The sequence below is a fragment of the Microbacterium sp. SMR1 genome, from assembly GCF_003289625.1.
Taxonomy (GTDB): domain Bacteria; phylum Actinomycetota; class Actinomycetes; order Actinomycetales; family Microbacteriaceae; genus Microbacterium; species Microbacterium plantarum.
The window spans coordinates 472,123-492,892 of record NZ_QMBN01000002.1 but is presented as its reverse complement, the minus strand read 5'-3'; the positions used below and the strand labels follow the sequence as shown (position 1 = coordinate 492,892).

The window sequence follows — 20,770 nt, the reverse complement described above, 5'->3', positions numbered from 1 at the left end:
GAGCCTACGCGGTCGCGGGTCGCGCCTGCCCCGAGGGGCGACGGTGCGGAGCACGCTCGGCGGCTGTCTCGGCCCCCGCATCGGCGACGGTGGATGCCGCCAGGCCGGCCTCTTCGCGACGCTTGGGGACGTCGATCGGGGGCAGGCTCGACACCGGGCGGTCCTGGCTCGAGAGCCACTGCGGGCGCGGCGGCAGCTTCTTGATGTCCTTGAAGATCTCGGCGAGCTGCAGGTGGTCGAGGGTCTCCTCCTCGAGCAACGCGAGCGCCAGCTTGTCGAGGATGTCGCGGTTGGCGTTGATGACCTCGTACGCCTCGTTGTGCGCCTGCTCGATCAGCAGTCGCACCTCGGCGTCGACGCGCTCGGCGATGCGCTCGGAGAAGTCACGGCCGTGACCCATGTCGCGACCCATGAACACCTCTCCCGACGACGACCCGAGCTTCACGGGGCCGACCTCGGTCGTCATCCCGTACTCGGTGACCATCTTGCGGGCGATACCGGTGGCCTTCTCGATGTCGTTGGAGGCACCGGTCGTCGGGTCGTGGAACACGACCTCTTCGGCGACGCGTCCGCCCATCGCGTAGGTGAGCTGGTCCTGGAGCTCGTTGCGGGTGACGGAGTACTTGTCCTCGAGCGGCAGCACCATCGTGTAGCCGAGCGCCTTGCCGCGCGGGAGGATCGTGACCTTCGTGACCGGGTCGGAGTGGTTCATCGCCGCGGCGGCGAGGGCGTGGCCGCCCTCGTGGTACGCCGTGATGAGCTTCTCCTTGTCCTTCATGACGCGCGTGCGGCGCTGGGGGCCGGCGATGACGCGGTCGATCGCCTCGTCGAGTGCGCGCATGTCGATCAGCTGCGCGTTCGAGCGCGCGGTCAGCAGCGCGGCCTCGTTCAGCACGTTCGCGAGGTCGGCGCCGGTGAAGCCCGGGGTCTTGCGAGCGATGACGGCCAGGTCGACCGAGGGCGAGAGCGGCTTGCCGCGTCCGTGCACCTCGAGGATCTTCTGGCGGCCCTTGAGGTCGGGCGCGTCGACACCGATCTGGCGGTCGAAGCGGCCCGGACGCAGCAGCGCCGGGTCGAGGATGTCGGGCCGGTTGGTCGCGGCGATGACGAGCACCGAGACCTTCGGGTCGAAACCGTCCATCTCGACGAGCATCTGGTTCAGCGTCTGCTCGCGCTCGTCGTGACCGCCGCCCATGCCAGCGCCGCGGTGGCGGCCGACGGCGTCGATCTCGTCGATGAAGATGATGGCGGGCGAGTTTTCCTTCGCCTCCTTGAAGAGGTCGCGCACACGGCTCGCGCCGACACCGACGAACATCTCGACGAAGTCCGAGCCCGAGATCGAGTAGAACGGCACACCGGCCTCGCCCGCGACGGCGCGCGCAAGGAGCGTCTTACCGGTGCCGGGAGGGCCGTACAGCAGCACGCCCTTCGGGATGCGGGCGCCGACGGCCTGGAACTTCGTCGGATCCTTCAGGAAGTCCTTGATCTCCTGCATCTCCTCGATGGCCTCGTCGGAGCCGGCCACGTCGCCGAAGGTGACCGTCGGGGTCTCCTTCGTGACGAGCTTGGCCTTCGACTTGCCGAACTGCATGACGCGGCTGCCGCCGCCCTGCGCGCTCGACATGAGGAACCAGAAGAGGAGGCCCAGCAGCACCAGCGGCAGCATGAGCGAGAGGAAGCCGTCGAACCACGTGGCCCGCGGCACGACGTCGTTGTACCCGTCGGCGGGGTTCGCCGCATCGACGGCCGACACGACCTCGTCGGCACGCGCGGAGGTGTAGTAGAACTGCACCTGCTTCGAGCCCTCGAAGTCGTCGGAGAGCGTCAGATCGACGCGCTGATCGCCGTCCGTGGTCTGCACCTTCGTGACGGTGTCGCCCTTGAGCAGCTCGAATCCCTGCTGGGTCGTGATCTGCTTCGCGCCGGTGAGGCTGGAGATCAGCATGAAGCCGATCAGCAGCAGCGCGCCGATGAGCAACACGTACATCAGCGGGTTGCGCGTGACTTTCTTGACGTCCATGGTGCGATCAGGCTACCCCGCGCCGACTATGCGGGCTCTGTGCGTTCGTTTTGGGCGTACCGGGAGCCGCCACGCGAAGCCTCTTCAGCTGTAGACGTGGGGCGCGAGGATCGCGACATCCCGCAGGTTGCGGTACTTCTCCGCATAGTCGAGGCCGTAGCCCACGACGAAGTCGTTCGGGATGTCGAAGCCGACGTACCGGCAGTCGATCTCGACCTTCGCGGCCTCGGGCTTGCGCAGCAGCGCGAGCACTTCGAGCGACTCGGCACCGCGCGACTGGAAGTTCTCGAGCAGCCAGCTGAGGGTCAGGCCCGAGTCGATGATGTCCTCGACGATGAGGACGTGCTTGCCGTGCAGATCGGCGTCGAGGTCCTTCCGGATCTGGACGACACCGCTCGACTTCGTGCTCGCGCCGTAGGACGACACCGCCATCCAGTCCATCGTGATGTCGCGCTTGAGCGCGCGGGCGAAGTCGGCCATGACCATCACGGCACCCTTGAGCACGCCGACGAGGATGAGCTCCTTGCCCTCGTAGTCGGCTTCGACCCGGGCGGCGAGCTCGGCGAGCTTGGCCTGGATCTCCTCCTCCGTGACGAGGACGTCGGTGAGCTGGTCGGCGATCTCGGCAGCACGCATGCGACGAGTTTAGGCGCCGCTCCCGCCCGCCGAGAACTCGACGAGTCGGCCGACGCGGCGGGCGCGGCATCCGGGAAGGTCGATCGGCCCCTGGCCGGAGTAATCGGTGACGAGCCGGGCGACCTCGAGGGTCTGGCTGCGCGTGAGGCTCTCGTGGAACTCGCTCTGCACGACGTGGCGGATGATGCGGTGGCGCAGCGCCGGCGGGTTGGCGGCGAGCGCGGCGACCGAGATCGCGATGCCCGCCTCGGCCGGCTCGACGATGTCTTCGATCGTCTCGGCGATCATGTCGTCGAAGGCCTGCGCGTCCTCGCGCAGCTGCTCGGCGGTGCGCGCGAGCGCCTCGGCCACGCCGGGGCCGAGCTCGGCCTCGAGAAGCGGAAGGACGCGGTCGCGGACCCTCACCCGGCTGAAGCGATCGTCACGGTTGTGCGGGTCGAGCCAGGGCTCGAGCCCAGCCGCCACGCAGGCCGCGACGGTGGTCTCGCGCCGCACCGCCAGCAGTGGACGGAGCCAGCGCACCCCGGAATCGTCGTCGGTGCGGTCAGGCGCCATGCCCGCGAGGCTCGTGGCGCCGGAACCTCGAGCGAGCCCGAGCAGGACCGTCTCGGCCTGGTCGTCGAGAGTGTGGCCCAGCAGGACCGCGGCGGCGTTCGCGTCGCGCGCGGCATCCCGCAGCACCCCGTAGCGCGCCTCGCGGGCCGCAGCCTCGGGGCCGCCCGCGGTGCCGACCTCGACGCGCACCACCAGCGGGTCGAGGCCGAGGCCTGCCGCGGCCCGCGCGGCAGTGAGCGCGACCTCGTCGGAACCGGGCTGCAGCCCGTGGTCGACCGTCACCGAAGCCGCGCGCAGGCCGAGCTTCGGAGCCTCGAAGGCCGTCGCGGCGGCGAGGGCCAGCGAGTCGGGCCCGCCCGAGAGCGCGACGATCACGGTGCTGCCGGCAGGCAGCGCCGACAGCGATGCGCGCACGGCGCGACGGACCTCGGCGATGGCGGGGCTGAGCGACGGCACGCCCCTACGGTAGCCGTGCTCGTGCCGTCGCCAGGCTGGAGCGGCGCAGCGCGGCCCCGTCGCGGGCGCGAAACCCGGGCTGAGCCTTGTATAGGGCGCGGCGGGCGGCGCAAGTAGGCTGGACGGCGGCATCCCACCGTCTTATCGAAGGAGCACACGTATGGGCGCGTACGACGCCGTCATCGAAATCCCCCGCGGCAGCCGCGTGAAGTACGAGGTCGACCACGGCACCGGCCGGGTCTTCCTCGACCGCGTGCTGTTCACGCCGATGGGATACCCCAGCAACTACGGCTTCTTCGAGAACACTCTCGGCGAGGACGGCGACCCGCTCGACGTGCTGGTGCTGCTCGACCGCGACATCTACCCCGGCGTGCTGGCGAAGGTCCGCCCCGTCGCTGTGCTGAAGATGAGCGACGAGGCCGGCGGCGACGACAAGGTCGTGGCCGTGCTCGCGAAGGACCCGCGTTGGGCCCACATCCAGGATGTCGACGACATCGACGACTGGACCAAGAACGAGATCGGCCACTTCTTCGAGCACTACAAGGACCTCGAGCCCAACAAGTGGGTCAAGGTCGACGAGTGGGCGAACGCCGCCGAGGCCGAGCGTCTCGTCGCAGAGGCGTTCGAGCGCTTCGAGGAGCACGAGGGCCAGACGAAGACGCAGGGTGAGGGCGAAGCGCCCAATTCGCTCTGACGCTCAGACGAACGCGAGGAGGGGCGGATGCTGCAGCATCCGCCCCTCCTTCGTTGTTCCGGGCTCGCGAGCGCTGAGGCTCAGACCGAGATGCCCCGATCGCGCAGGAACGGCGCGGGGTCGATGCGCTCGCCGTTGCGGTAGATCTCGAAGTGCAGGTGGCAGCCCTGCGAGATGCCGGTGTTGCCGGCATAGGCGATGACCTGTCCGGCCGAGACGCGCTGTCCATAGCCGACGTTGAAGCCGCCGTTCTGGATGTGCGCGTAGCCCGAGATGATGCCGCCGCCGTGGTCGACCTTGATGTAGTTGCCCCAGCTGTTCGTGTACGCCGCGAAGACGACGGTGCCGGATGCCGCGGCATAGATCGGGGCGCTGCATCCGCCGGCGAAGTCGATGCCGCGGTGCCCGCTGGTGCACACACCGCCAGAGCAGATGGTGCCGCGATTGCCATACCAGGAGCTGATGTAGCCGGGACCGGGGCGTACCCAGCCGGAGGGCTGGACCTGTCCGGCGCCGCCACCGCCGCCGCCACCGCCACTGTTGCCGCCGCCGCCACCGCCACCACCGCCACCACCGCCGCCGCCGCTGTTGCCTGCGGCGGCTGCCGCTGCTGCGGCAGCCTGACGGCGGCGCTCTTCTTCTGCGGCGCGACGGGCGGCCTCTTCTCGCTCGCGGCGGCGACGCTCCTCGTCGCGACGGCGCTGCTCTTCGACTCCGGCCTGGTAACCGGCGACCGTCGTCGCCGTCTCGTCCTTGAGCGCAGCGAGCTGCGCCTGCAGGGTCGCCATGTTCGCGGTCTGCTCTTCGAGGGCCGCCTGAGCCGCCGTCGCAGCTTCCTGCGCGGCGATCATCTTCTGCTCGGCTTCGACCTTGAGGCGGTCGCGCTCGTCGCGCGCGACGCCGGCCTGGTCGCTGAGGCTCTGTGCGGTCTCGCGGGCGGCCACGGCATCCGTGTACACGCCGCGGTTCGCCTGCAGCAGCTTGTCCATCGTGCCGAGACGGGCGAGGAGATCGTCGGCGCTGGCCGCGGAGTCGGAGAAGAAGAGCTTCAAGCTCGTGTCGTCGCCACCGTTGCGGTAGAGCTGGGCGGCCAGCTTGCCGGCGCGGCGCGCGGCCTCGAGGGCGGCGGCAGACTGCGCGTCCGCCTGCTCCTGCAGCGAGGTGGCACGGGCGCTGGCGTCTTCGAATGCAGCCTGGGCCTGCGCGTACTCCTCGCCCAGGCGCGCGGCCTCGGCCTGCTTGTACGCGACATCCGCGGCCAGATCGGAGATCAGCTTCTCGATGCGCGAGATCTCGGCGGCCTTCGCCGCCTCGTTGCCCTTGGCGCGCTGCACGTCATCCCACGACGGGTATCCCTCGATACCGAAGGCCGACGGGATGCCGGGGGCGAGGAACGCCGTCGCCGCGACGAAGCCGACGGCACCGAGGCCGAGGGCGCCGCGGCGCGAGATCAGCTGGGAGAGCTTCTTGCTCTCTGCGGGCGTCGGGGCGCAGCCGCAGTCTTCCGGGGAGTCGAGGCTCTCGTATCGCACGCGGGTGATCCTCCATATCGCGTGAGCAACTTCGTTCACAGTAGCAACACACGTCACAACACCGGAAGCGTCGTCGACGACGTCCGGAGCGTGCGAACCCGGCCATTGTGACCCGGAGACACGCCCGGGCGGCGGACGCCACGCCCCCGATTCGCACATCCGCGTCGGATCGCATATGCTTGTCCCTCGGTAAGCGTGAACGTTTGACTCCCGGGTCTGGGTTCGCTCGGCCCCATCGTTTAGCGGCCTAGGACGCCGCCCTTTCACGGCGGTAGCACGGGTTCGAATCCCGTTGGGGTCACTCCCACAACTTAATAAGCATGGCCCTGTAGCGCAGTTGGTTAGCGTGCCGCCCTGTCACGGCGGAGGTCGCGGGTTCAAGTCCCGTCAGGGTCGCTCTAAAGCGACGGGCCCTTTGGTTTCCAGAGGGCCTTTCGTCTAGGACATGGCATCTCTGACGCCATGCGGCTCTGTAGCTCAGTTGGTAGAGCGCACGACTGAAAATCGTGAGGTCACGGGATCGACGCCCGTCGGAGCCACACGGACCGTCATTACAACGGCCCCAGAAACCCTCGCGTAGCTTCTACATCGCGGGGGTTTTGCTTTGGGCTGAGGCGCGAGGTGATCTTCCGCTCGCACACGACGGCGGCTGGGCCAGTCTCGGACCGGCGACGGCTCCGATACGGTTCGAATGTGCCCGCGCAGACTCTCTCCGTCCGACAGCTCGCTGAGGAGCTGAAGGTCAACCCGAAGACCATCCGCGCATGGATGCGACGCCAGAACTGGCGGCATCCGGTCGAAGTCGGGAGCGCCTGGGTTCTCACCGCTGAGCAGGTTGAACTCGTGCGCCAGCACTTCAGCGGCGGCTACCAGATGTCTTCCATCCGCCCGTCTGCGTCAGCCGGTAGCGACGATCTCGCTGCCGTATCGGTCGGTCAGTTACTCGAGCGCTACGCCGGCATCCTGGCCGAGCTGCGGCTACGTGGACTCGTGCGCACCAACAACGCTCCCATCGGAGACCTCGCGGAGCACTGTGCCGCCATCGTTTACGACGGCCTGCTCGCCCCGAACTCCGAGAAGTCGTACGACCTCGTCGCTGGTGATGGTCGCAAGGTGCAAGTCAAAGTGCGCGTGATCAGATCCGAAACGAGCCCATCGGCGGTCTTCTCGCCAATCAGGTCCTTCGGTTTCGACGTCGGACTCTTCCTCCTGATCGATGGTGATCGAGGTGGCGTGCTGTCAGCACGCGAGCTGACCGCGAACGAGGTCCGGATTGTCGGGAGGCATCGCGCACACTCGAATGGTGTCGTCGTGCGAGTCGGTCAGGTACGGTCAGCCGCCACTCCTGGGATCGAGCTCACCGATGCGTTCCGCGGCGCGTGGGAAGAACTGATCCAGCAAGTCCGATGATCCTCACCCTGAATCCGCATTTTCTTCGACGCGAAGGCTGGGGAGCCCCTGTTGGCCGGCTCCCCGACAACTCGTAGGTAGGCTCCCGAGGATGAGCACTGAGCTAGGCCGGTGCCGGAACCAGGGGCAGGCGACGTGACCACCGAGGACGATGGCCTCAAGTACGAGACCCACACAGTGAAAGCTGTGCGAGGTATGGAGAGCCGCACAGCGGCGAAGTGGGAGAGTCAAGGTTGGGAGGTCGTAGATCAGAGGATCGGCCGGATCAGTTCGGAGTTGACGATCCGACGGCCGAAGCCCAAGACGCCCTGGAAGCTTCTGGCCGGGTTAGGCGGATTTATCGTCGTGCTCTTCGGCATCATCATCGTGATGAATCTCGTTACCGGTGGGGAAAACGCGGATGCCGAACCTTCCAGCACGCCGACGCGGAGCGCGCCCGCCGAGACAAGAGCAGAACCCAGCGAGACTAGCCCTACTGCTCCATCACCGTCGGAAACGGCCCCCGCGGCGAGCGTGAACGTCGTCGACACGACACCCGAAGAGCTGCTTGACCGGCTCAACTCCGTGGCGATGGGAGGAATTCAGATCGGCGACGAGTTCCGATTCACTGGCGAGCTATCCGGAAGTGAGTACTGGTTCGTAGGCGCCACCGGCGACTTCGTGGTCCATGTTGGCGTCCGCGACGGCGCTGATGACCTTCAGGTTCTTCTCGCCAACGAGTCCGCCGCCGCCGGTTGGACTGACGGCACCCACGTCGAGATGGTCGTGGAGAACGTCGAGAAGACGCTCAACGGCGAGACGACGGACGGCTGGCTCCAGCTCGTTTCTGCGACGGTCCTCCCCTGAGGCGGAGCCAGCAAGAGGGCAGGATTCACTTCGACGAGGCCGCGATGAATTGGCACGACGAGCCCCAGGAGCAGACCCCAAGACGAGTGACGCTTTGCCGCTTCCGGATGAGCCGGCGAGGCGCGTGCGCGGTCCGAGACACAGCGAGACGAAAGGGCATCCCTGGGTAAGGATGCGACCGGCTCCCTTTGGTCACACGGGCCGTCTTTACAACGGTCCCGGAAAATCCTCGCCTAGCTTCTTGCATGGCGGGGATTTCACTTTGCCACAGCACCGACGGTCTCCGATGATCGACCGGGCGAGGCCCTATGGTCGAGGCATGATGGCGTCGCTCCAGCCGCAGAGCCCCCGCACGAAGCGCCTTCGCCAGTGGGCGGTGGTGTTGGCCGCATTCAGCGCCGCCGCGTTCATCGCATCGATCATCTTCGCGGGTGTGCTTCCGGATGCTCCGGCACTCGTCTACCCGGCACTGCACTTCGTAGGGCTCGCGACCGCACTCGCCGGATACATCCTGTGGCAGCGGTCGGACCCCGCGTACGACTACCGGCAGGAGCCGACAGCCGACGAGTGACGTCGCCGGACGGCGCGCCAGCGCCCGCGTCACGACGCCCCCGCACGCCACACGGCACGACAACCGCCACCACCTAGGCCACCGGATCGAGCAGCGTCGGGTCGGCGGGATCCACCGTGCGAGAGTTGCTGACCTTCCGGTCGACGACGTGCTCGCGGATCGTCGAGGCGACGTGACCGGACGTGTGCTCGAGCATCGCCAGCGTCTCCGCCTTGCGGTCACCGGTGAGCTTCTCTGGGCTCAGCCAGGCATCCCAGGTATCCGGTGTCAGAAAGGCCGGCATCCGGTCGTGCACCTGTCCGCTCGCATCCCGCGCCTCGCGGGTGATGACGACGAAGCAACGCGTCTTCTCGCCGGTCGGCAGTTCCATCGACCAGGTGAGCCCGGCAGCCGAGAGCAAGCCGTCGCCGTGCAGGAAGTGCGGCGTCTTCGGGGTCTTGTCGCCGGTCCATTCGAAGTAGCCCCGCATCGGAACGATGCACCGAGCCGCGCTGAACGCCGGCGCCCAGAATCCCTGGCCGAGCTTCTCCATCCGCGCGTTGATGATCGGACCGCCCCGCGGGCGATTCGCCGGCTTCTGCCAGTCCCAGCGGACGACCTCCAGCACCCGTCCCGCGCCCCGGTCGCGGACGATTGGAGCATCCTCGGTCGGCGCGATCGAGTACGCACCGGCCCACGACTTCACCCAGTCCTCGGGGTCGCCGCCCTCGGCGACGTACTCCCGGATCAGCTCGTCCGTCTTGGCGTCGTTCGCGAATCGACCGCACATGTCAGCGACCCTACGGCGCTCCGCGGCTGTTGTCTTCTCTCAGCCCAGCGACATGCCTACCTTGTCCGGGCCGTCGCGGCGTCGCGATCGGCTCGCTCGTTCCGGCGTTTGAGCAATGTCACCGCGAGCCCGGCGACCGCGATGGGGGCCGTCATGACGACGACGCGCAGCCACTCGAGTTCCCACGTGTACGCGAGCCCGAGCCCGGCCGCCATAGCGACGAGGCTGCCCACGACGACAGCGAGGTACTTCCAGAACATCGGCCACCCTCTCCGATCACGAACTCGAACTCGAACTCAGCCGTCAGGCCGGCTCGGTGACGCGGACGAGTCCGCAGTTCAGACACGACCACGCCACGAGGAACGCCTCGTCGTCGAGGATCTCGAAGCGCAGCGGATCGCCGCAGGTCGGGCAGACCCACGGTGCCGGCTGCGCGCTCACGCGCCATCCCGATCGGTCACCCGCCGAGCCTAAACGCCGCATCGCACCGTCGGGCGAGAGCGACGGCATCGTGCGGCGCCCTCCCCCGGGCGTCGTTGTCGAAGTACACCCACACGTCACGCGGACGGCCATCGGATGCCGCCGAGCCGTCGGCCCATCCGCGGATGCGGTCCGCCCACTCGTCGAGCTCGGCGTCGGTGTACCCGCTGGCGTATAGGTCGGTCGCACCGTGCAGCCGGACGTACACGTGCCCCGCGGTCGTGACCTCTTCGAACCGGGGAAAGCGCCCGGCGGTGTCGGCGACCACGAGAGCGATGTCGTGCGCACGCAGCAGCGCGAGCGCGGCATCCGAACCGAACCCGGCCGACCGGGGCTCGAGGGCGTTACGGATCGGACGGTCCGCCTCGATCTCGAGCCACGCCCGCCCGTCGAGGCGTTCGTCGTGCCGCTCGGCGAGCGCGAGGGCCTCGCCCGTCGTCCGCGGCAAGAGGGCGAGGAACTCCTCGAGCACATCGGCGTCGAACTCCTCGCGTTCGGGGAGCTGCCAGAGCACAGGTCCGAGCTGCCGTCCGAGCGCGAGCACTCCTGAGGCGAAGAAGTTCGCCAGCGCCGTCTCGACTCCGCGCAGGCGCAGCATGTGCGTGACGTAGCGCGAGCCTTTGACGGCGAAGACGAACGACTCAGGCACCTCGCTCCGCCACCGTTGATAGCTCGACGGGCGCTGCAGCGAATAGAACGACCCGTTCAGCTCGGCCGTCGACATCCGCTCCCCGACGTATTCGAGCTCGCGTCGCTGCGCGAGTCCCGTCGGGTAGAAGTCGCCGCGCCACCCGGCGTACCGCCAACCCGAGATGCCGACGCGCACCCGGCCGGCGTCGGCTCCTGCAGGTGGCGCGTTCATGATGCCGCAGTCTCCGCCCGCGAGCCGAAGCATGAAAAGGGGGTTGCCCTCGCCCGAGCATCCCAGAACACCGGCGCGTACCCGCATAGCCGAGCGCCCTAGGATTCGACGGACGCACCGGGCACCACAGGGGGAGTAACGATGGGCGCAACGCGACGTTCGAACGCGGGACGACGGCGCAAGCGCCGGGCAATCGGCATCGGGGCAGCCCTCACCGGAGTTCTGCTCGTCGCAGCGGTCGGCGGCTGGTTCGCCGTCGATGCGATGCAGCGCGCGAGCACGACGCCCGACCCGGCGGCATCCGAGCCCACCCCCGCCCCCACGACCGACGCCGCGACTCCGACGCCCGAACCGCTGTCGCCGGCGGAGCAGCTCATCGCCGATGCGGACGATCCGAACGCGTGCGCCGTGTCGTTCACGGGCGACGCGATCGACATCGCCCCGGTCCTTGAGACGCAGGGGAAGCCCTACGCCTCCCTGCCGCTCCCCTCGCGGGAGGGCATGGTGTTCGCCGGCTGGTACGACACCGCCGAGGATGCCGCGGCTCTATCGATTCCCGGCCGCCTGAACGGCGCGGATGCCGTCGCCTGCGACGCCCAGCAGCGCACCGTGCACGCCGCATGGATGAGCACCGCCGACAACGACGCCGCGAAGACGCGCGTCCCGATCCTGATGTACCACCAGTTCACGACGAAGCCGGAAGGCGAATCGGGCTGGCTCCGCGGCAACTACGCCTACATCGGCGACTGGGAAGCTCACCTGAAGTACATCTCCGAGCAGCAGTTCTACCTGCCGACGTGGCCGGAGCTGAGCGCCTTCATCGACGGCCGGCTCTTCCTGCCCGACCACTCGGTCATCATCACCGACGACGACGCCGACCCGACGTGGCTCGAGCTCGCCGTGCCGCTCGTCGAGAGATACCGCGTGATGACGACATCCTTCGTGATCACGTCCAACGGCGCCGGGCCCGCACTCACCCCCTACGTGCTCAAGCGCTCGCACACCCACGACATGCACTCCGCGGGAGCCGACGGGAAGGGCCGCATCGTCAACTGGACGCATGACGAGATCGTCGCCGACCTCGAGACCTCGGCGAGCGTGCTCGGCGGCGCGAAAGAAGTGATCGCGTACCCGTTCGGCCACTACAACGACGCGGCCAAGCAGGCGGTCGCCGACGCGGGCTTCGAGATGGCGCGCACCATCGAGCCCGGCTACGTGTCGATCGGAACCGACAAGCTGGCGCTGCCGGTGGTCCGCGTCGACTACGGGATGACCGTGGATGACATCAAGAAGGCCATCGGGTGAATCTCAGGCGATATCCAAAGAGTCAACGGGTTGTACGCATATGAATCCTCAGTACTGTGTGAACTCCCCCGTCCGTTTCCACTTGCGAGCGATTCATGGATCTGACGATCGTCGTCCCGACCTTCAACGAAGGCCCGAACGTCGTGGAGCTGCTGCGACGGATCGGTGACGCGGTCGACGACCGGATGATCGAGGTCGTCTTCGTCGACGACTCCACCGACGACACCCCCGCCATCATCGAGCGGGCGGCGAAGACGGCCGACTTCCCGGTGCGACTGATCCACCGCGACGAGCCGGTGGCGGGACTCGGCGGGGCCGTGGTCGACGGCATCCGGGCCGCGAACTCGTCGTGGTGTCTCGTGATGGACGGCGACCTGCAGCATCCTCCTGAGGACATCCCGCGGCTGCTGGCGCGAGCCGACCGCGGCGACGTGGATGTCGTCGTCGCCTCGCGCTACATCGCCGGCGGCGACTCGAAGGGCCTCGCCGACGCCACGCGAACGACCGTCTCGCGCGCGTCGACACTGCTGACCAAGGCGATGTTCCCCCGCAAGCTCGGTGAGTGCAGCGACCCGATGACCGGGTTCTTCCTGGTCGACCGCGACACGATCGACATCGACGCTCTGCGTCCGCGCGGCTTCAAGATCCTGCTCGAGATCCTCGCTCGCCGGCACATGCGCGTCGCCGAGGTGCCGTTCGCCTTCGCGCCCCGCTACGCCGGCTCGTCGAAGGCGACCTTCACGCAGGGCATCCGGTTCCTGACCCAGCTGCTCATGCTCCGCTTCGGGCGGATGTCGGCGTTCGCGCTCGTCGGCGGCGTCGGCGCCATCGCGAACCTGGTGATCATGTGGGGCCTCATCCGGCTCGGCATGGACTATCTGCCGGCATCCATCATCGCGAGCGAGATCACGATCATCGGCAACTTCCTGTTGCTGGAATACCTCGTCTTCAGCGATATGCGCTCGGAATCGGGCAGCATGACGCAGCGGTTCGTGAAATCGTTCACCTTCAACAACGCCGAGGCGATCATCCGGATCCCGGTGCTGTGGGTGCTCGTCGAGAACGCACACATCCCGAGCGTCATCGCCGCGGGACTGACCCTCATCGCCGCGTTCGTCGTGCGCTTCGTGTTCCACGCGCTCGTCGTCTACGCACCCAAGAAGCAGCGCGTCGCCCCGGTGCTCGAGGCCGCCCCCGAGCGCGCCCGGGCCGCCGAGTACTGAGCAGACGTACCCTGGAAGCATGACCGCTTCCACCGACACGATCACGATGTTCGGCGCCGACTGGTGCCGCGACTGCCGCCGCACGAAGGCTCAGCTCGACGAGCTCGGCGTCGACTACACCTACATCGACCTCGAGGCGGAGCCCGCCGCGGCCGACGTCGCGCGCGAGATCTCGGGCCGCACCCAGATCCCCGTGGTGGTCTACCCCGACGCGACCCACCACGTCGAGCCGAGCAACGACGACGTGGCAGCCAAGCTGCGCGAGCTCTCGCTCATCTGACCTGCGCGCGTTCCGCTCGCTGTGCGCGTGCGCGGATGCAAGACATCCGGTCCGATACCCCGTGACGGATGCCGTCCGGCCGGGGTGTCGGGCCGAATCCCTTGCATCGCGACGCGCGGGCCCCGGCCAGGGACCAGACCGTCATACAGGCGGGCACTGGTAGGCTGGGGGTTCTTGTGGCGCGCTCGCGCCGCACGCGTCGTAGAACGCCTTCCGCCCACCGGGTCACGACCGGCATCCCGCGGACTCTTTCGTACGGCGACCCCGCATGCGCACCCGCATCCGGGCCACCGATCAGGGCGCCGACGTGCGCCCGGAGACACACTCCCTCATGACTGACACCACTTTCCGCACGCTCGGCGTGCCCGCTCCCCTCGTCGAAGCGCTCGCGAAGGACGGCAAGACCACCGCCTTCCCGATCCAGGTCGACACCCTGCCCGACACGCTCGCCGGACGCGACGTGCTCGGCCGCGGCAAGACCGGCTCGGGCAAGACTCTGGCCTTCTCGATCCCGATGGCCGCGCGCCTCGGCGGCGAACTCGCCGGCGGCAGCCGCCGCGCTGCCCGCATCCTGGGCCTCGTCCTCGCGCCGACCCGCGAGCTCGCGACGCAGATCAACGCGACCCTCGAGCCGCTCGCGGCGGCCTACGGCATGAAGACGACCACCATCTTCGGCGGCGTCAACCAGAACCGTCAGGTGCAGGCGCTCAACGCCGGCGTCGACATCGTCGTCGCCTGCCCGGGCCGCCTCGAAGACCTGCTGCAGCAGCGCCACCTGACGCTCGACTCGGTCGAGATCACGGTCATCGACGAGGCCGACCACATGGCCGACCTCGGCTTCCTCCCCGCCGTCACGCGCATCCTCGACAAGACGCCGCGCGACGGGCAGCGGATGCTGTTCAGCGCGACCCTCGACAACGGTGTGGACAAGCTCGTCAAGCGCTTCCTGCAGAACGAGGTCCTCCACTCGGTCGACGAGGCCCACTCCCCCGTCGCGGCGATGACGCACCACGTGTTCCACCTCGCCGGCGCGGAGGAGAAGAAGGATGTCGTCAAGGCACTCGCCTCGGGCATGGGCCGCCGCATCCTGTTCACCCGCACCAAGCACGCCGCGAAGAAGCTCGCCAAGCAGCTGACCTCGCAGGGCATCCCCTCGGTCGACCTGCACGGCAACCTCTCCCAGCCGCAGCGCGACCGCAACCTCGCCGCGTTCTCGTCGGGCGCCGCGAAGGTGCTCGTCGCGACGGATGTCGCCGCGCGCGGTGTCCACGTCGACGACGTCGAGCTGGTCGTGCACGTCGACCCGCCCATGGAGCACAAGGCGTACCTGCACCGTTCGGGTCGCACCGCCCGCGCGGGCGCCGAGGGCGCCGTCGTCACCCTCGTGATGCCGGGCCAGGAGCGCGACGTCAAGGACCTGCTCCGCAAGGCCGCCATCGCGGTCACCCCGATCACGGTCACGGCCGAGTCGCCCGAGGTCGTCGCCCTCGTCGGAAAGGTCGCGCCCTACGTGACTCCGGCGCCGGTCGAGGTCGCGCCCCGCGGCACGAGCCAGGGCGCCAACGCGCAGCGCAAGCGCGCCGCACGCGACGCTCGCGAGGGCGGTTCGTCGAACGGCGGCGGTCGCTCCGGCGGTGGCCGCGGTCGCGGCGGACGCGGCCAGGGTCAGGGCCAGGGCGCTGCCGGTGGTCGCGACGGCCAGGGCGCACGCTCGGGCGGTCAGCGCGACCAGCAGCAGAGCCGCGGCGGGCAGCAGTCCTCGCGCGGCGGTAAGACCAGCGACCGCGCGCCCCGCGAGACGCGCGACGCCGCTCCCGCGGGCAACCCGCGCCGCACCGGCCGTCGCGCCTCGTCGAACGGCGGTGCCGCCGGCGGCAAGCTCATGGTCGGTTCGGTCGTGCGCCAGAACAGCGCCGGCCGCCGCGGCGGTCGCTGACCCGCAGCATCCGGCTCACCCCGGCATCCGGCGCTGCCCCGCCCGCCGAGGACGCACGCTCGCCGCGAGAACGCACCCTCAACCGTGCGTTCTCGCGGCGACGGTGCGTTCTCGGCGCAACCCGGCGCCCGGCCGGGGGGGGCCGGGGCTCAGACGGAGAGCGCGAACTCGGCGTCGAGCGCGTCGATCTCGGCGGTGACCTCGGCGACGCGACGCGCGCGCTGCTCGGCGGGCAGCCAGGATGCCTCGAACGACGAGATCGCCATGCGGCGGACCTGCTCGTGCGTGGCGCCGATCTGGTCCGCGACGATGCCGTACTCGGCGGCGAGCGTCGTGGGGAACATGCCCGGGTCGTCCGAGCACGGGATGACGTTGAGCCCGGCCTCGAGCATCGCGGCGATCGACGCGCGACGCCAGGGCCGCCACGAGCGGCGTGACGTGGTCGAGGCGACGGTGAACGCGACCTGGTCCTCGCGCATCCGCTCGACGACGGCGTCGTCCTCGAGCACGTAGTAGCCGTGGTCGATGCGGTCGCAGCCGAGCAGGTCGAGGCAGGTGATGGTGTTGACCGCAGTCGGCGCGTGCTCGGACGAGTGCGCGGTGCGGCCGAGCCCGGCCTCGCCGGCGAGGCGATAGGCGTCGACGAAACGCTCGGGCGGACCGGCGGTCTCGAGGTTGTCGAGACCGATGCCCGCGACGTACGGATGCGGGTTGTCGACGACGCGGCGGACGACCGCGAGGGCCTCCTCGCCGCTGCGGCTGCGGTCGATGCCCTGGATCATGAGACCCGTCATCCCGAAGTCGCGCTCCGCCAGGCGGATGCCCTCGGCGTACGCCTCGACCGCGCCGAGATAGCCGAGCGACTCGAGGTGCGGCGGCAGCGCGTCGAAGAACAGCTCGAGGTGGCGGGTGCCGCTGCGGCGGTGGGCGTCCTCGAACGCCTCGTAGACGATGCGGGTCAGGTCGTCGGCATCCCGGAGCACCTCGACCACCCAGTTCGACACCTGGAAGAGCGAGTACGACACCTCGGGCTCGTCGGCGCCGCGCTGCTGCGGGACCGGGATGCGCGTGTTGCGGTACAGCGCGGGGTCGGGCGGCAGCGAGTTGATGTCGGCGAAGATGCGCTCGGGGTCGGCGGGCAGCTCGAGCGACTCCCGGCGGGCCAGCTCGGCGAACGTCGACGCGCGCACGGTGCCGATGAGGTGGCAGTGCAGGTCGGCCTTCGGCAGGCGCTGGAGGTAATCGACGGGGAGGGATGCTGCGGAAGTCATGGTGCCGTTCGTACTCGTGGAGCGATGCGGTCGGGAAACCGCGAGAAGAGGCCCGGCCGCCGAGGATGGGGGGTGCTCGGCAGCCGGGCGGTCTGGGTCAGCGCGAGGCGACCTCGCGCGCGAACCGCTCGACCCACTGCGCGCGGTTCGGGACGACCTCGGCCGGGTCGAGCGTGGCGTAGCCCGCCGCGATCGGGTCGGCCGCGATGTCGCCGACGACGGCGGTGATCTCGGCGGGGATCGTCGCGTCGAGGGCGACGGGGAGGTCGCCGACGATCTCGGCCGACGCCGTCTGGGCCTCGACCGAGAGCAGGTAGTCGATGAAGGCGTACGCACCCTCGAGGTTCTTCGCGCCGCTGGGGATCATGGCCCGGTTGGTGGCCATGTAGCGGCCCTCGGCCGGAGCGGTCCAGGCGACGGGCTCACCCGACGCGACGAGCGTCGTGGCGAAGCCGCTGAGGGCGTCGGCCGCAACGATCTCGCCCTGGGTGAGGAGGTTGGTGACCTCGGTCGACGACGAGTAGAACTGCAGGATGTTCGGCGCCCATCCGCCGATCGTCGTGTAGGCCGTGTCGATGTCGTACGGGCCGTCGCCGAAGGTCGAGGCGACGCCCGAGACGGCGAGCTGCCCGGCCGTCACGGCGATGTCGGGGAAGGCGAGACGGCCGCTGTAGGCGGAGTCGGCGTAGAGCGACCAGTCGGCGGCCTGCGCGGCATCCAGCTCGTCGGTGTTGTAGAGCGTGCCGTTGAGCTGGTAGCTGTAGGCCGGCCCGTCGTAGCCCTCCTCGACGGCGAAGTCGGCGATCTTCGCGAGGTTGGGGACGTCGGACTCGTCGAAGTCCTGGAACAGGTCCTGCTCCTGACCGGATGCCGCGAAGGTGTCGGAGATCAGCATGACGTCGATCCCGGCGTCGCCACCCGCGAGCTGCAGCTGCGACAGACGATCGGCGTTCGAGCCGGTCTCGATCTCGACCGTGATGCCCGTCTTCTCGGTGAAGGGGTCGACGATCGCCTCCTGGAACTGCTCGACCCCGAACGGGAACGCGCTGACGACGATGGAGTCGCTCGAGCCACCGTCGCCGGAGTCACCCGAGCCGCCGGAGCAGCCGGTGACGACGAGGGCCGTGGCGGCGACGGCGGCGGATGCCGCGAAGACGCGGCTGGTGCGGGTGCGGATCATGCGGGTTCCTCTCGGGGCTCTGCGGGCGGGCCGCAGGGGCGCGGGTGCTGGTGCTGGTGCTGGTGCGGACGGGGCGGGACGACGGGTGGATTCAGGCGGCGAGGCGGATGAGCCGGGCCGTGGGGGCGGTGACGGTGACCCGGTCGCCCGGGCGCGCGGCGACGGCCTCGTCGCGGACGTCGGCGACGAGACGAACGACCGCGCCGGTGGCGTCGGCGGTCTCGACCGTCACGAGACGGTCGACGCCGCGGTAGGCGACGTCGAGCACGACTCCGTCGAGCGCGAGCCCGGTGCCGTCGGCGGGGAGTCCGACAGCGAGATGCTCGGGGCGCACGGTCGTGAACGAACCGTCAGCGGCGGCGAGGAAGTTCTCGTAGCCGAGGAACTCCGCGACGAAACGGTTGGCCGGAGCGGTGAACACCTCAGACGGAGCGCCCTCCTGCATGATGCGGCCGTCGCGCATGAGGACCATGCGGTCCGACATCTCCAGCGCCTCGTCCTGGTCGTGGGTGACGAGCACGACGGTCAGGCCGGTCTCGGACTGGATGCGGCGGATCTCGGCGCGCATCTGGACGCGCAGGCGCGCGTCGAGGTTCGACAGCGGCTCGTCGAGCAGCAGCAGGGTCGGGCGGATGGCGATGGCACGCGCGAGAGCCACGCGCTGCTGCTGCCCGCCCGAGAGCTTCTTCGGCCGGCTCGCCGCGAGGTGTCCGAGGCCGACGAGATCGAGCGATTCCTCGACGCGGCGGCGGCGCTCAGCTGCCGGGACCTTGCGCAGCTTCAGGCCGTATCCGACGTTCTCGGCCACGCTCATGTGCGGGAACAGGGCGTACGACTGGAACACCATGCCGAGCCCGCGCCGCTCGGGCGGGGTGCGGGTGGCGTCCTCGCCCGCGATCATGATGCGGCCGGAGGTGGGCTGCGTGTAGCCCGCGAGCATCCGCAGCGAGGTGGTCTTGCCGCATCCGCTCGGCCCGAGCAGCGTGGTGAGCTGCCCCGACGGGATGGCGAGGTCGATGTCGTCGACGGCGGTGAAGTCGCCGAAGCGCTGGGTCACCCCGACGAACTCTGCTGCGGTGGTCATCGGTTGATCCCTCCGAAGATGCGGGCGAAGCCGACCGTGCGCTCGGCGATGACGGCGATGACGACGGTGCCCGCGAGGATGATGGTGCTCGTGGCGGCGACCATCGGGTCGTAGCTCTGTTGGACGTAGTCGAGCATGGTGACGGGGAGCGTGCGGAAGTCACGGCTCTGCAGGAGCAGCGACAGCGGCACGTTGTTGAACGAGGTGACGAAGCTCAGCAGCCCGGCGGAGAAGATGCCGGGGCGCAGCAGGGGCAGCGTGACCGAGAAGAAGGCGCGCAGCGGAGAGGCGCCGAGGCCGCGGGCGGCCTCCTCGATGCCGGGATCGGCGAGTGCGAGCGATGCTCCGGTGACCCGCACCGCGTAGGGCAGCATCAGCACGGTGTGACCGATGAGCAGCACCGGGAAGTTGTCGAGGCGCAGGCCGATCATCAGCTGCTGGTAGAGCGCGAGACCGACGACGAGCTCGGGGACGATGAGCGGCGAGAGGAACAGCCCCTCGACGAGCCCCTTGCCGGGGAGCCGGCCGCGGTGGATCGCCAGCGTCACCGGAACCCCGATGAGCAGCGCGAGCACCGTCGCGATGAGGGCGAGCTGAAGGCTCGACAGCAGCGCGCTGATGAACGGGTCGTAGTTCAGCGCTGCCTCGAACCACTGCAGCGAGAAGCCCTCGGGCGGGAAGCGCAGGGTGCGTCCGCCCGTGAACGCCGTGGCGACCACGAAAAGGATCGGCACGATCATGATGATGTAGCCGGCGACGGCGAGGGATGCCGCGACGGGACGACTCGTCTTCACGCGGTGGCCCCCCGTCGTCCGACGACGGCGGACAGGCCCGACACGGCGAACACGAGGACCGTCATGATGATGGCCGTCGCACTGGCCGCCGCCCAGTCGATCGTCACGCTCGAGTACGAGTAGAGCTGCGTCGACAGCATCCGCTGGCTCGATCCGCCGAGCAGGTAGGGGGTCGTGTACGCGGTGACGCTCCCCGCGAAGACGAGGGTCGACGCGACGACCATGCCCGGCGCCGAGAGCGGCACGACGATGCCCCAGAAGGTGCGGGTGCGGCTCGCGCCGAGACCGCGCGCGGCGTCATCCAGTCCGGGGTCGACCTGAGCGACGGCGGAGTAGCAGGAGATGATTGCCAGCGGCAGGAAGAGCTGCGTCAGACCCAGCACGATCGCGAGCTCGGTGTAGAGCAGCTGCGGCGCGCGGTCGACGAGTCCCAGCCCTGTGAGCAGCTGACCGATCGCGCCGTTCGACCCCAGCAGCACGAGCCAGCCGAAGGTGCGCACGACATTGCTCAGCAGCAGCGGGAAGATCGCGAGGGCGAGCAGCACACCCGACCAGCGCGAGGTCGAGCGGGCGAGCAGGTAGGCGATCGGGAACCCCAGCACGATGCAGATCACGGTGACGATGAGGCCCAGCCCGACCGTGCGCCCGATGATCGCGAGATCGAACGGGTCGGTCAGCATCCGGCCGAGGCGTTCGAGGATGTCGACCAGGCTGACACCGGGAGGGGCGAACAGCATCGCGATCGACGGGATGAGGAACCCCGCCAGCAGGAGCGCGAGCCCGGGGAGGGCCAGCAGTCCGGTGCGGCGTGAAACCACGAGCGAACTCCGTTCGTGCGAGGGGTGCGGGTGCAACCGGTTGCGCAA

The 20,770-nt window shown here is 69.2% G+C and carries 21 protein-coding genes and 3 tRNA genes; 11 read left to right on the top strand and 13 right to left on the bottom strand.

Annotated elements, in window-relative coordinates:
• Window positions 1-4: 4 nt before the first annotated feature.
• The 3 genes from ftsH to tilS all read right to left on the bottom strand — a co-directional run bounded on the left by ftsH (window position 5) and on the right by tilS (window position 3,667).
• Window positions 5-2,020: an ATP-dependent zinc metalloprotease FtsH gene (gene ftsH / locus DO944_RS06940; protein ID WP_112615967.1), complete on the bottom strand. Its 2,016-nt coding sequence runs from the start codon at window positions 2,018-2,020 to the stop codon at window positions 5-7.
• 84 nt (window positions 2,021-2,104) lie between these two features.
• Window positions 2,105-2,656 carry a hypoxanthine phosphoribosyltransferase gene (hpt, locus tag DO944_RS06935; protein ID WP_023952935.1) on the bottom strand — a complete coding sequence of 184 codons (552 nt, stop codon included), beginning with the start codon at window positions 2,654-2,656 and terminating at the stop codon, window positions 2,105-2,107.
• A 9-nt stretch (window positions 2,657-2,665) separates the two neighbouring features.
• Entirely contained in the window at window positions 2,666-3,667 is a 1,002-nt protein-coding gene (gene tilS / locus DO944_RS06930) for a tRNA lysidine(34) synthetase TilS (RefSeq protein WP_112615965.1), read from the bottom strand.
• Window positions 3,668-3,827: 160 nt separating this feature from the next.
• Between tilS and DO944_RS06925 the strand changes: the two genes are divergently transcribed.
• Window positions 3,828-4,361: an inorganic diphosphatase gene (locus DO944_RS06925; RefSeq protein WP_064956402.1), complete on the top strand. Its 534-nt coding sequence runs from the start codon at window positions 3,828-3,830 to the stop codon at window positions 4,359-4,361.
• A gap of 80 nt (window positions 4,362-4,441) precedes the next feature.
• Here the strand turns inward: DO944_RS06925 and DO944_RS06920 are convergent, their stop codons facing one another.
• Window positions 4,442-5,893 (bottom strand): M23 family metallopeptidase, encoded by a 1,452-nt coding sequence (locus DO944_RS06920; RefSeq protein WP_258524600.1) that lies wholly within the window; start codon window positions 5,891-5,893, stop codon window positions 4,442-4,444.
• A gap of 228 nt (window positions 5,894-6,121) precedes the next feature.
• On the opposite strand from DO944_RS06920, the gene DO944_RS06915 reads away from it, so the two are divergent.
• From DO944_RS06915 to DO944_RS06890, 6 genes are all read left to right on the top strand, one after another.
• Window positions 6,122-6,194, top strand: a tRNA-Glu gene (locus DO944_RS06915).
• Between the two features lie 21 nt (window positions 6,195-6,215).
• A tRNA-Asp gene (locus tag DO944_RS06910) sits at window positions 6,216-6,289 on the top strand.
• A gap of 70 nt (window positions 6,290-6,359) precedes the next feature.
• Window positions 6,360-6,432, top strand: a tRNA-Phe gene (locus DO944_RS06905).
• Between the two features lie 154 nt (window positions 6,433-6,586).
• Window positions 6,587-7,303, top strand: a complete 717-nt coding sequence (locus tag DO944_RS06900; protein WP_181574175.1) for a DUF6998 domain-containing protein — start codon at window positions 6,587-6,589, stop codon at window positions 7,301-7,303.
• A gap of 135 nt (window positions 7,304-7,438) precedes the next feature.
• A complete protein-coding gene (locus DO944_RS15545) occupies window positions 7,439-8,149 on the top strand; it encodes a hypothetical protein (RefSeq protein ID WP_146752017.1) in 711 nt (236 codons plus the stop codon).
• Between the two features lie 319 nt (window positions 8,150-8,468).
• Complete coding sequence (locus DO944_RS06890; protein WP_146752016.1) at window positions 8,469-8,720, top strand: hypothetical protein; 252 nt, start codon at window positions 8,469-8,471, stop codon at window positions 8,718-8,720.
• Window positions 8,721-8,793: 73 nt separating this feature from the next.
• Here DO944_RS06890 and DO944_RS06885 read toward each other — a convergent pair whose 3' ends face one another.
• From DO944_RS06885 to DO944_RS06870, 4 genes are read right to left on the bottom strand one after another with little or no spacing between them, the layout of a single operon-like run.
• A complete protein-coding gene (locus DO944_RS06885) occupies window positions 8,794-9,489 on the bottom strand; it encodes an SOS response-associated peptidase (RefSeq protein ID WP_112615957.1) in 696 nt (231 codons plus the stop codon).
• 56 nt (window positions 9,490-9,545) lie between these two features.
• Window positions 9,546-9,749 carry a hypothetical protein gene (locus DO944_RS06880; protein ID WP_112615955.1) on the bottom strand — a complete coding sequence of 68 codons (204 nt, stop codon included), beginning with the start codon at window positions 9,747-9,749 and terminating at the stop codon, window positions 9,546-9,548.
• 43 nt (window positions 9,750-9,792) lie between these two features.
• A complete protein-coding gene (locus DO944_RS06875; RefSeq protein ID WP_199484999.1) occupies window positions 9,793-9,930 on the bottom strand; it encodes a hypothetical protein in 138 nt (45 codons plus the stop codon).
• A gap of 16 nt (window positions 9,931-9,946) precedes the next feature.
• A complete protein-coding gene (locus DO944_RS06870) occupies window positions 9,947-10,831 on the bottom strand; it encodes a DUF72 domain-containing protein (protein ID WP_112616941.1) in 885 nt (294 codons plus the stop codon).
• A gap of 141 nt (window positions 10,832-10,972) precedes the next feature.
• Here DO944_RS06870 and DO944_RS06865 point away from each other — a divergent pair, with 141 nt between their 5' ends.
• The 4 genes from DO944_RS06865 (at window position 10,973) to DO944_RS06850 (ending at window position 15,575) form a co-directional block, all read left to right on the top strand.
• Complete coding sequence (locus tag DO944_RS06865; protein ID WP_112615953.1) at window positions 10,973-12,136, top strand: polysaccharide deacetylase family protein; 1,164 nt, start codon at window positions 10,973-10,975, stop codon at window positions 12,134-12,136.
• A gap of 95 nt (window positions 12,137-12,231) precedes the next feature.
• Window positions 12,232-13,359, top strand: a complete 1,128-nt coding sequence (locus DO944_RS06860; protein WP_112615951.1) for a glycosyltransferase family 2 protein — start codon at window positions 12,232-12,234, stop codon at window positions 13,357-13,359.
• A gap of 19 nt (window positions 13,360-13,378) precedes the next feature.
• Window positions 13,379-13,639: a glutaredoxin domain-containing protein gene (locus tag DO944_RS06855; protein ID WP_023952954.1), complete on the top strand. Its 261-nt coding sequence runs from the start codon at window positions 13,379-13,381 to the stop codon at window positions 13,637-13,639.
• Window positions 13,640-13,970: 331 nt separating this feature from the next.
• A complete protein-coding gene (locus tag DO944_RS06850) occupies window positions 13,971-15,575 on the top strand; it encodes a DEAD/DEAH box helicase (protein WP_112616940.1) in 1,605 nt (534 codons plus the stop codon).
• A gap of 149 nt (window positions 15,576-15,724) precedes the next feature.
• On the opposite strand, the gene DO944_RS06845 is transcribed toward DO944_RS06850, so the two are convergent.
• The 5 genes from DO944_RS06845 to DO944_RS06825 form a co-directional block, all read right to left on the bottom strand.
• Window positions 15,725-16,846, bottom strand: coding sequence for a hypothetical protein (locus tag DO944_RS06845; protein ID WP_258524599.1), 1,122 nt, complete (start codon window positions 16,844-16,846; stop codon window positions 15,725-15,727).
• Between the two features lie 97 nt (window positions 16,847-16,943).
• Entirely contained in the window at window positions 16,944-18,026 is a 1,083-nt protein-coding gene (locus DO944_RS06840) for an extracellular solute-binding protein (RefSeq protein ID WP_112615949.1), read from the bottom strand.
• A 91-nt stretch (window positions 18,027-18,117) separates the two neighbouring features.
• The gene (locus DO944_RS06835) at window positions 18,118-19,110 is read right to left on the bottom strand and encodes an ABC transporter ATP-binding protein (protein WP_112615947.1); all 993 of its coding nucleotides are present in this window, start codon (window positions 19,108-19,110) and stop codon (window positions 18,118-18,120) included.
• A complete protein-coding gene (locus DO944_RS06830; protein WP_023952964.1) occupies window positions 19,107-19,904 on the bottom strand; it encodes an ABC transporter permease in 798 nt (265 codons plus the stop codon). The genes DO944_RS06835 and DO944_RS06830 overlap by 4 nt, the downstream gene beginning before the upstream one ends.
• Entirely contained in the window at window positions 19,901-20,722 is an 822-nt protein-coding gene (locus DO944_RS06825; protein WP_112615945.1) for an ABC transporter permease, read from the bottom strand. Before DO944_RS06825 ends, DO944_RS06830 begins: the two co-directional genes overlap by 4 nt.
• Between the last annotated feature and the right edge of the window lie 48 nt (window positions 20,723-20,770).

What these genes read in the sequence shown, in the direction of transcription:
- DO944_RS06850 (WP_112616940.1), top strand. Translation starts at nt 13,971, where the DNA reads ATGACTGACACCACTTTCCGCACGCTCGGCGTGCCCGCTCCCCTCGTC.
- DO944_RS06865 (WP_112615953.1), top strand. Translation starts at nt 10,973, where the DNA reads ATGGGCGCAACGCGACGTTCGAACGCGGGACGACGGCGCAAGCGCCGG.
- DO944_RS06860 (WP_112615951.1), top strand. Translation starts at nt 12,232, where the DNA reads ATGGATCTGACGATCGTCGTCCCGACCTTCAACGAAGGCCCGAACGTC.
- DO944_RS06855 (WP_023952954.1), top strand. Translation starts at nt 13,379, where the DNA reads ATGACCGCTTCCACCGACACGATCACGATGTTCGGCGCCGACTGGTGC.
- DO944_RS06845 (WP_258524599.1), bottom strand. Translation starts at nt 16,846, where the DNA reads ATGACTTCCGCAGCATCCCTCCCCGTCGATTACCTCCAGCGCCTGCCG.
- DO944_RS06885 (WP_112615957.1), bottom strand. Translation starts at nt 9,489, where the DNA reads ATGTGCGGTCGATTCGCGAACGACGCCAAGACGGACGAGCTGATCCGG.
- DO944_RS06890 (WP_146752016.1), top strand. Translation starts at nt 8,469, where the DNA reads ATGATGGCGTCGCTCCAGCCGCAGAGCCCCCGCACGAAGCGCCTTCGC.
- hpt (WP_023952935.1), bottom strand. Translation starts at nt 2,656, where the DNA reads ATGCGTGCTGCCGAGATCGCCGACCAGCTCACCGACGTCCTCGTCACG.
- DO944_RS06880 (WP_112615955.1), bottom strand. Translation starts at nt 9,749, where the DNA reads ATGTTCTGGAAGTACCTCGCTGTCGTCGTGGGCAGCCTCGTCGCTATG.
- ftsH (WP_112615967.1), bottom strand. Translation starts at nt 2,020, where the DNA reads ATGGACGTCAAGAAAGTCACGCGCAACCCGCTGATGTACGTGTTGCTC.
- DO944_RS06870 (WP_112616941.1), bottom strand. Translation starts at nt 10,831, where the DNA reads ATGAACGCGCCACCTGCAGGAGCCGACGCCGGCCGGGTGCGCGTCGGC.
- DO944_RS06835 (WP_112615947.1), bottom strand. Translation starts at nt 19,110, where the DNA reads ATGACCACCGCAGCAGAGTTCGTCGGGGTGACCCAGCGCTTCGGCGAC.
- DO944_RS06925 (WP_064956402.1), top strand. Translation starts at nt 3,828, where the DNA reads ATGGGCGCGTACGACGCCGTCATCGAAATCCCCCGCGGCAGCCGCGTG.
- DO944_RS06840 (WP_112615949.1), bottom strand. Translation starts at nt 18,026, where the DNA reads ATGATCCGCACCCGCACCAGCCGCGTCTTCGCGGCATCCGCCGCCGTC.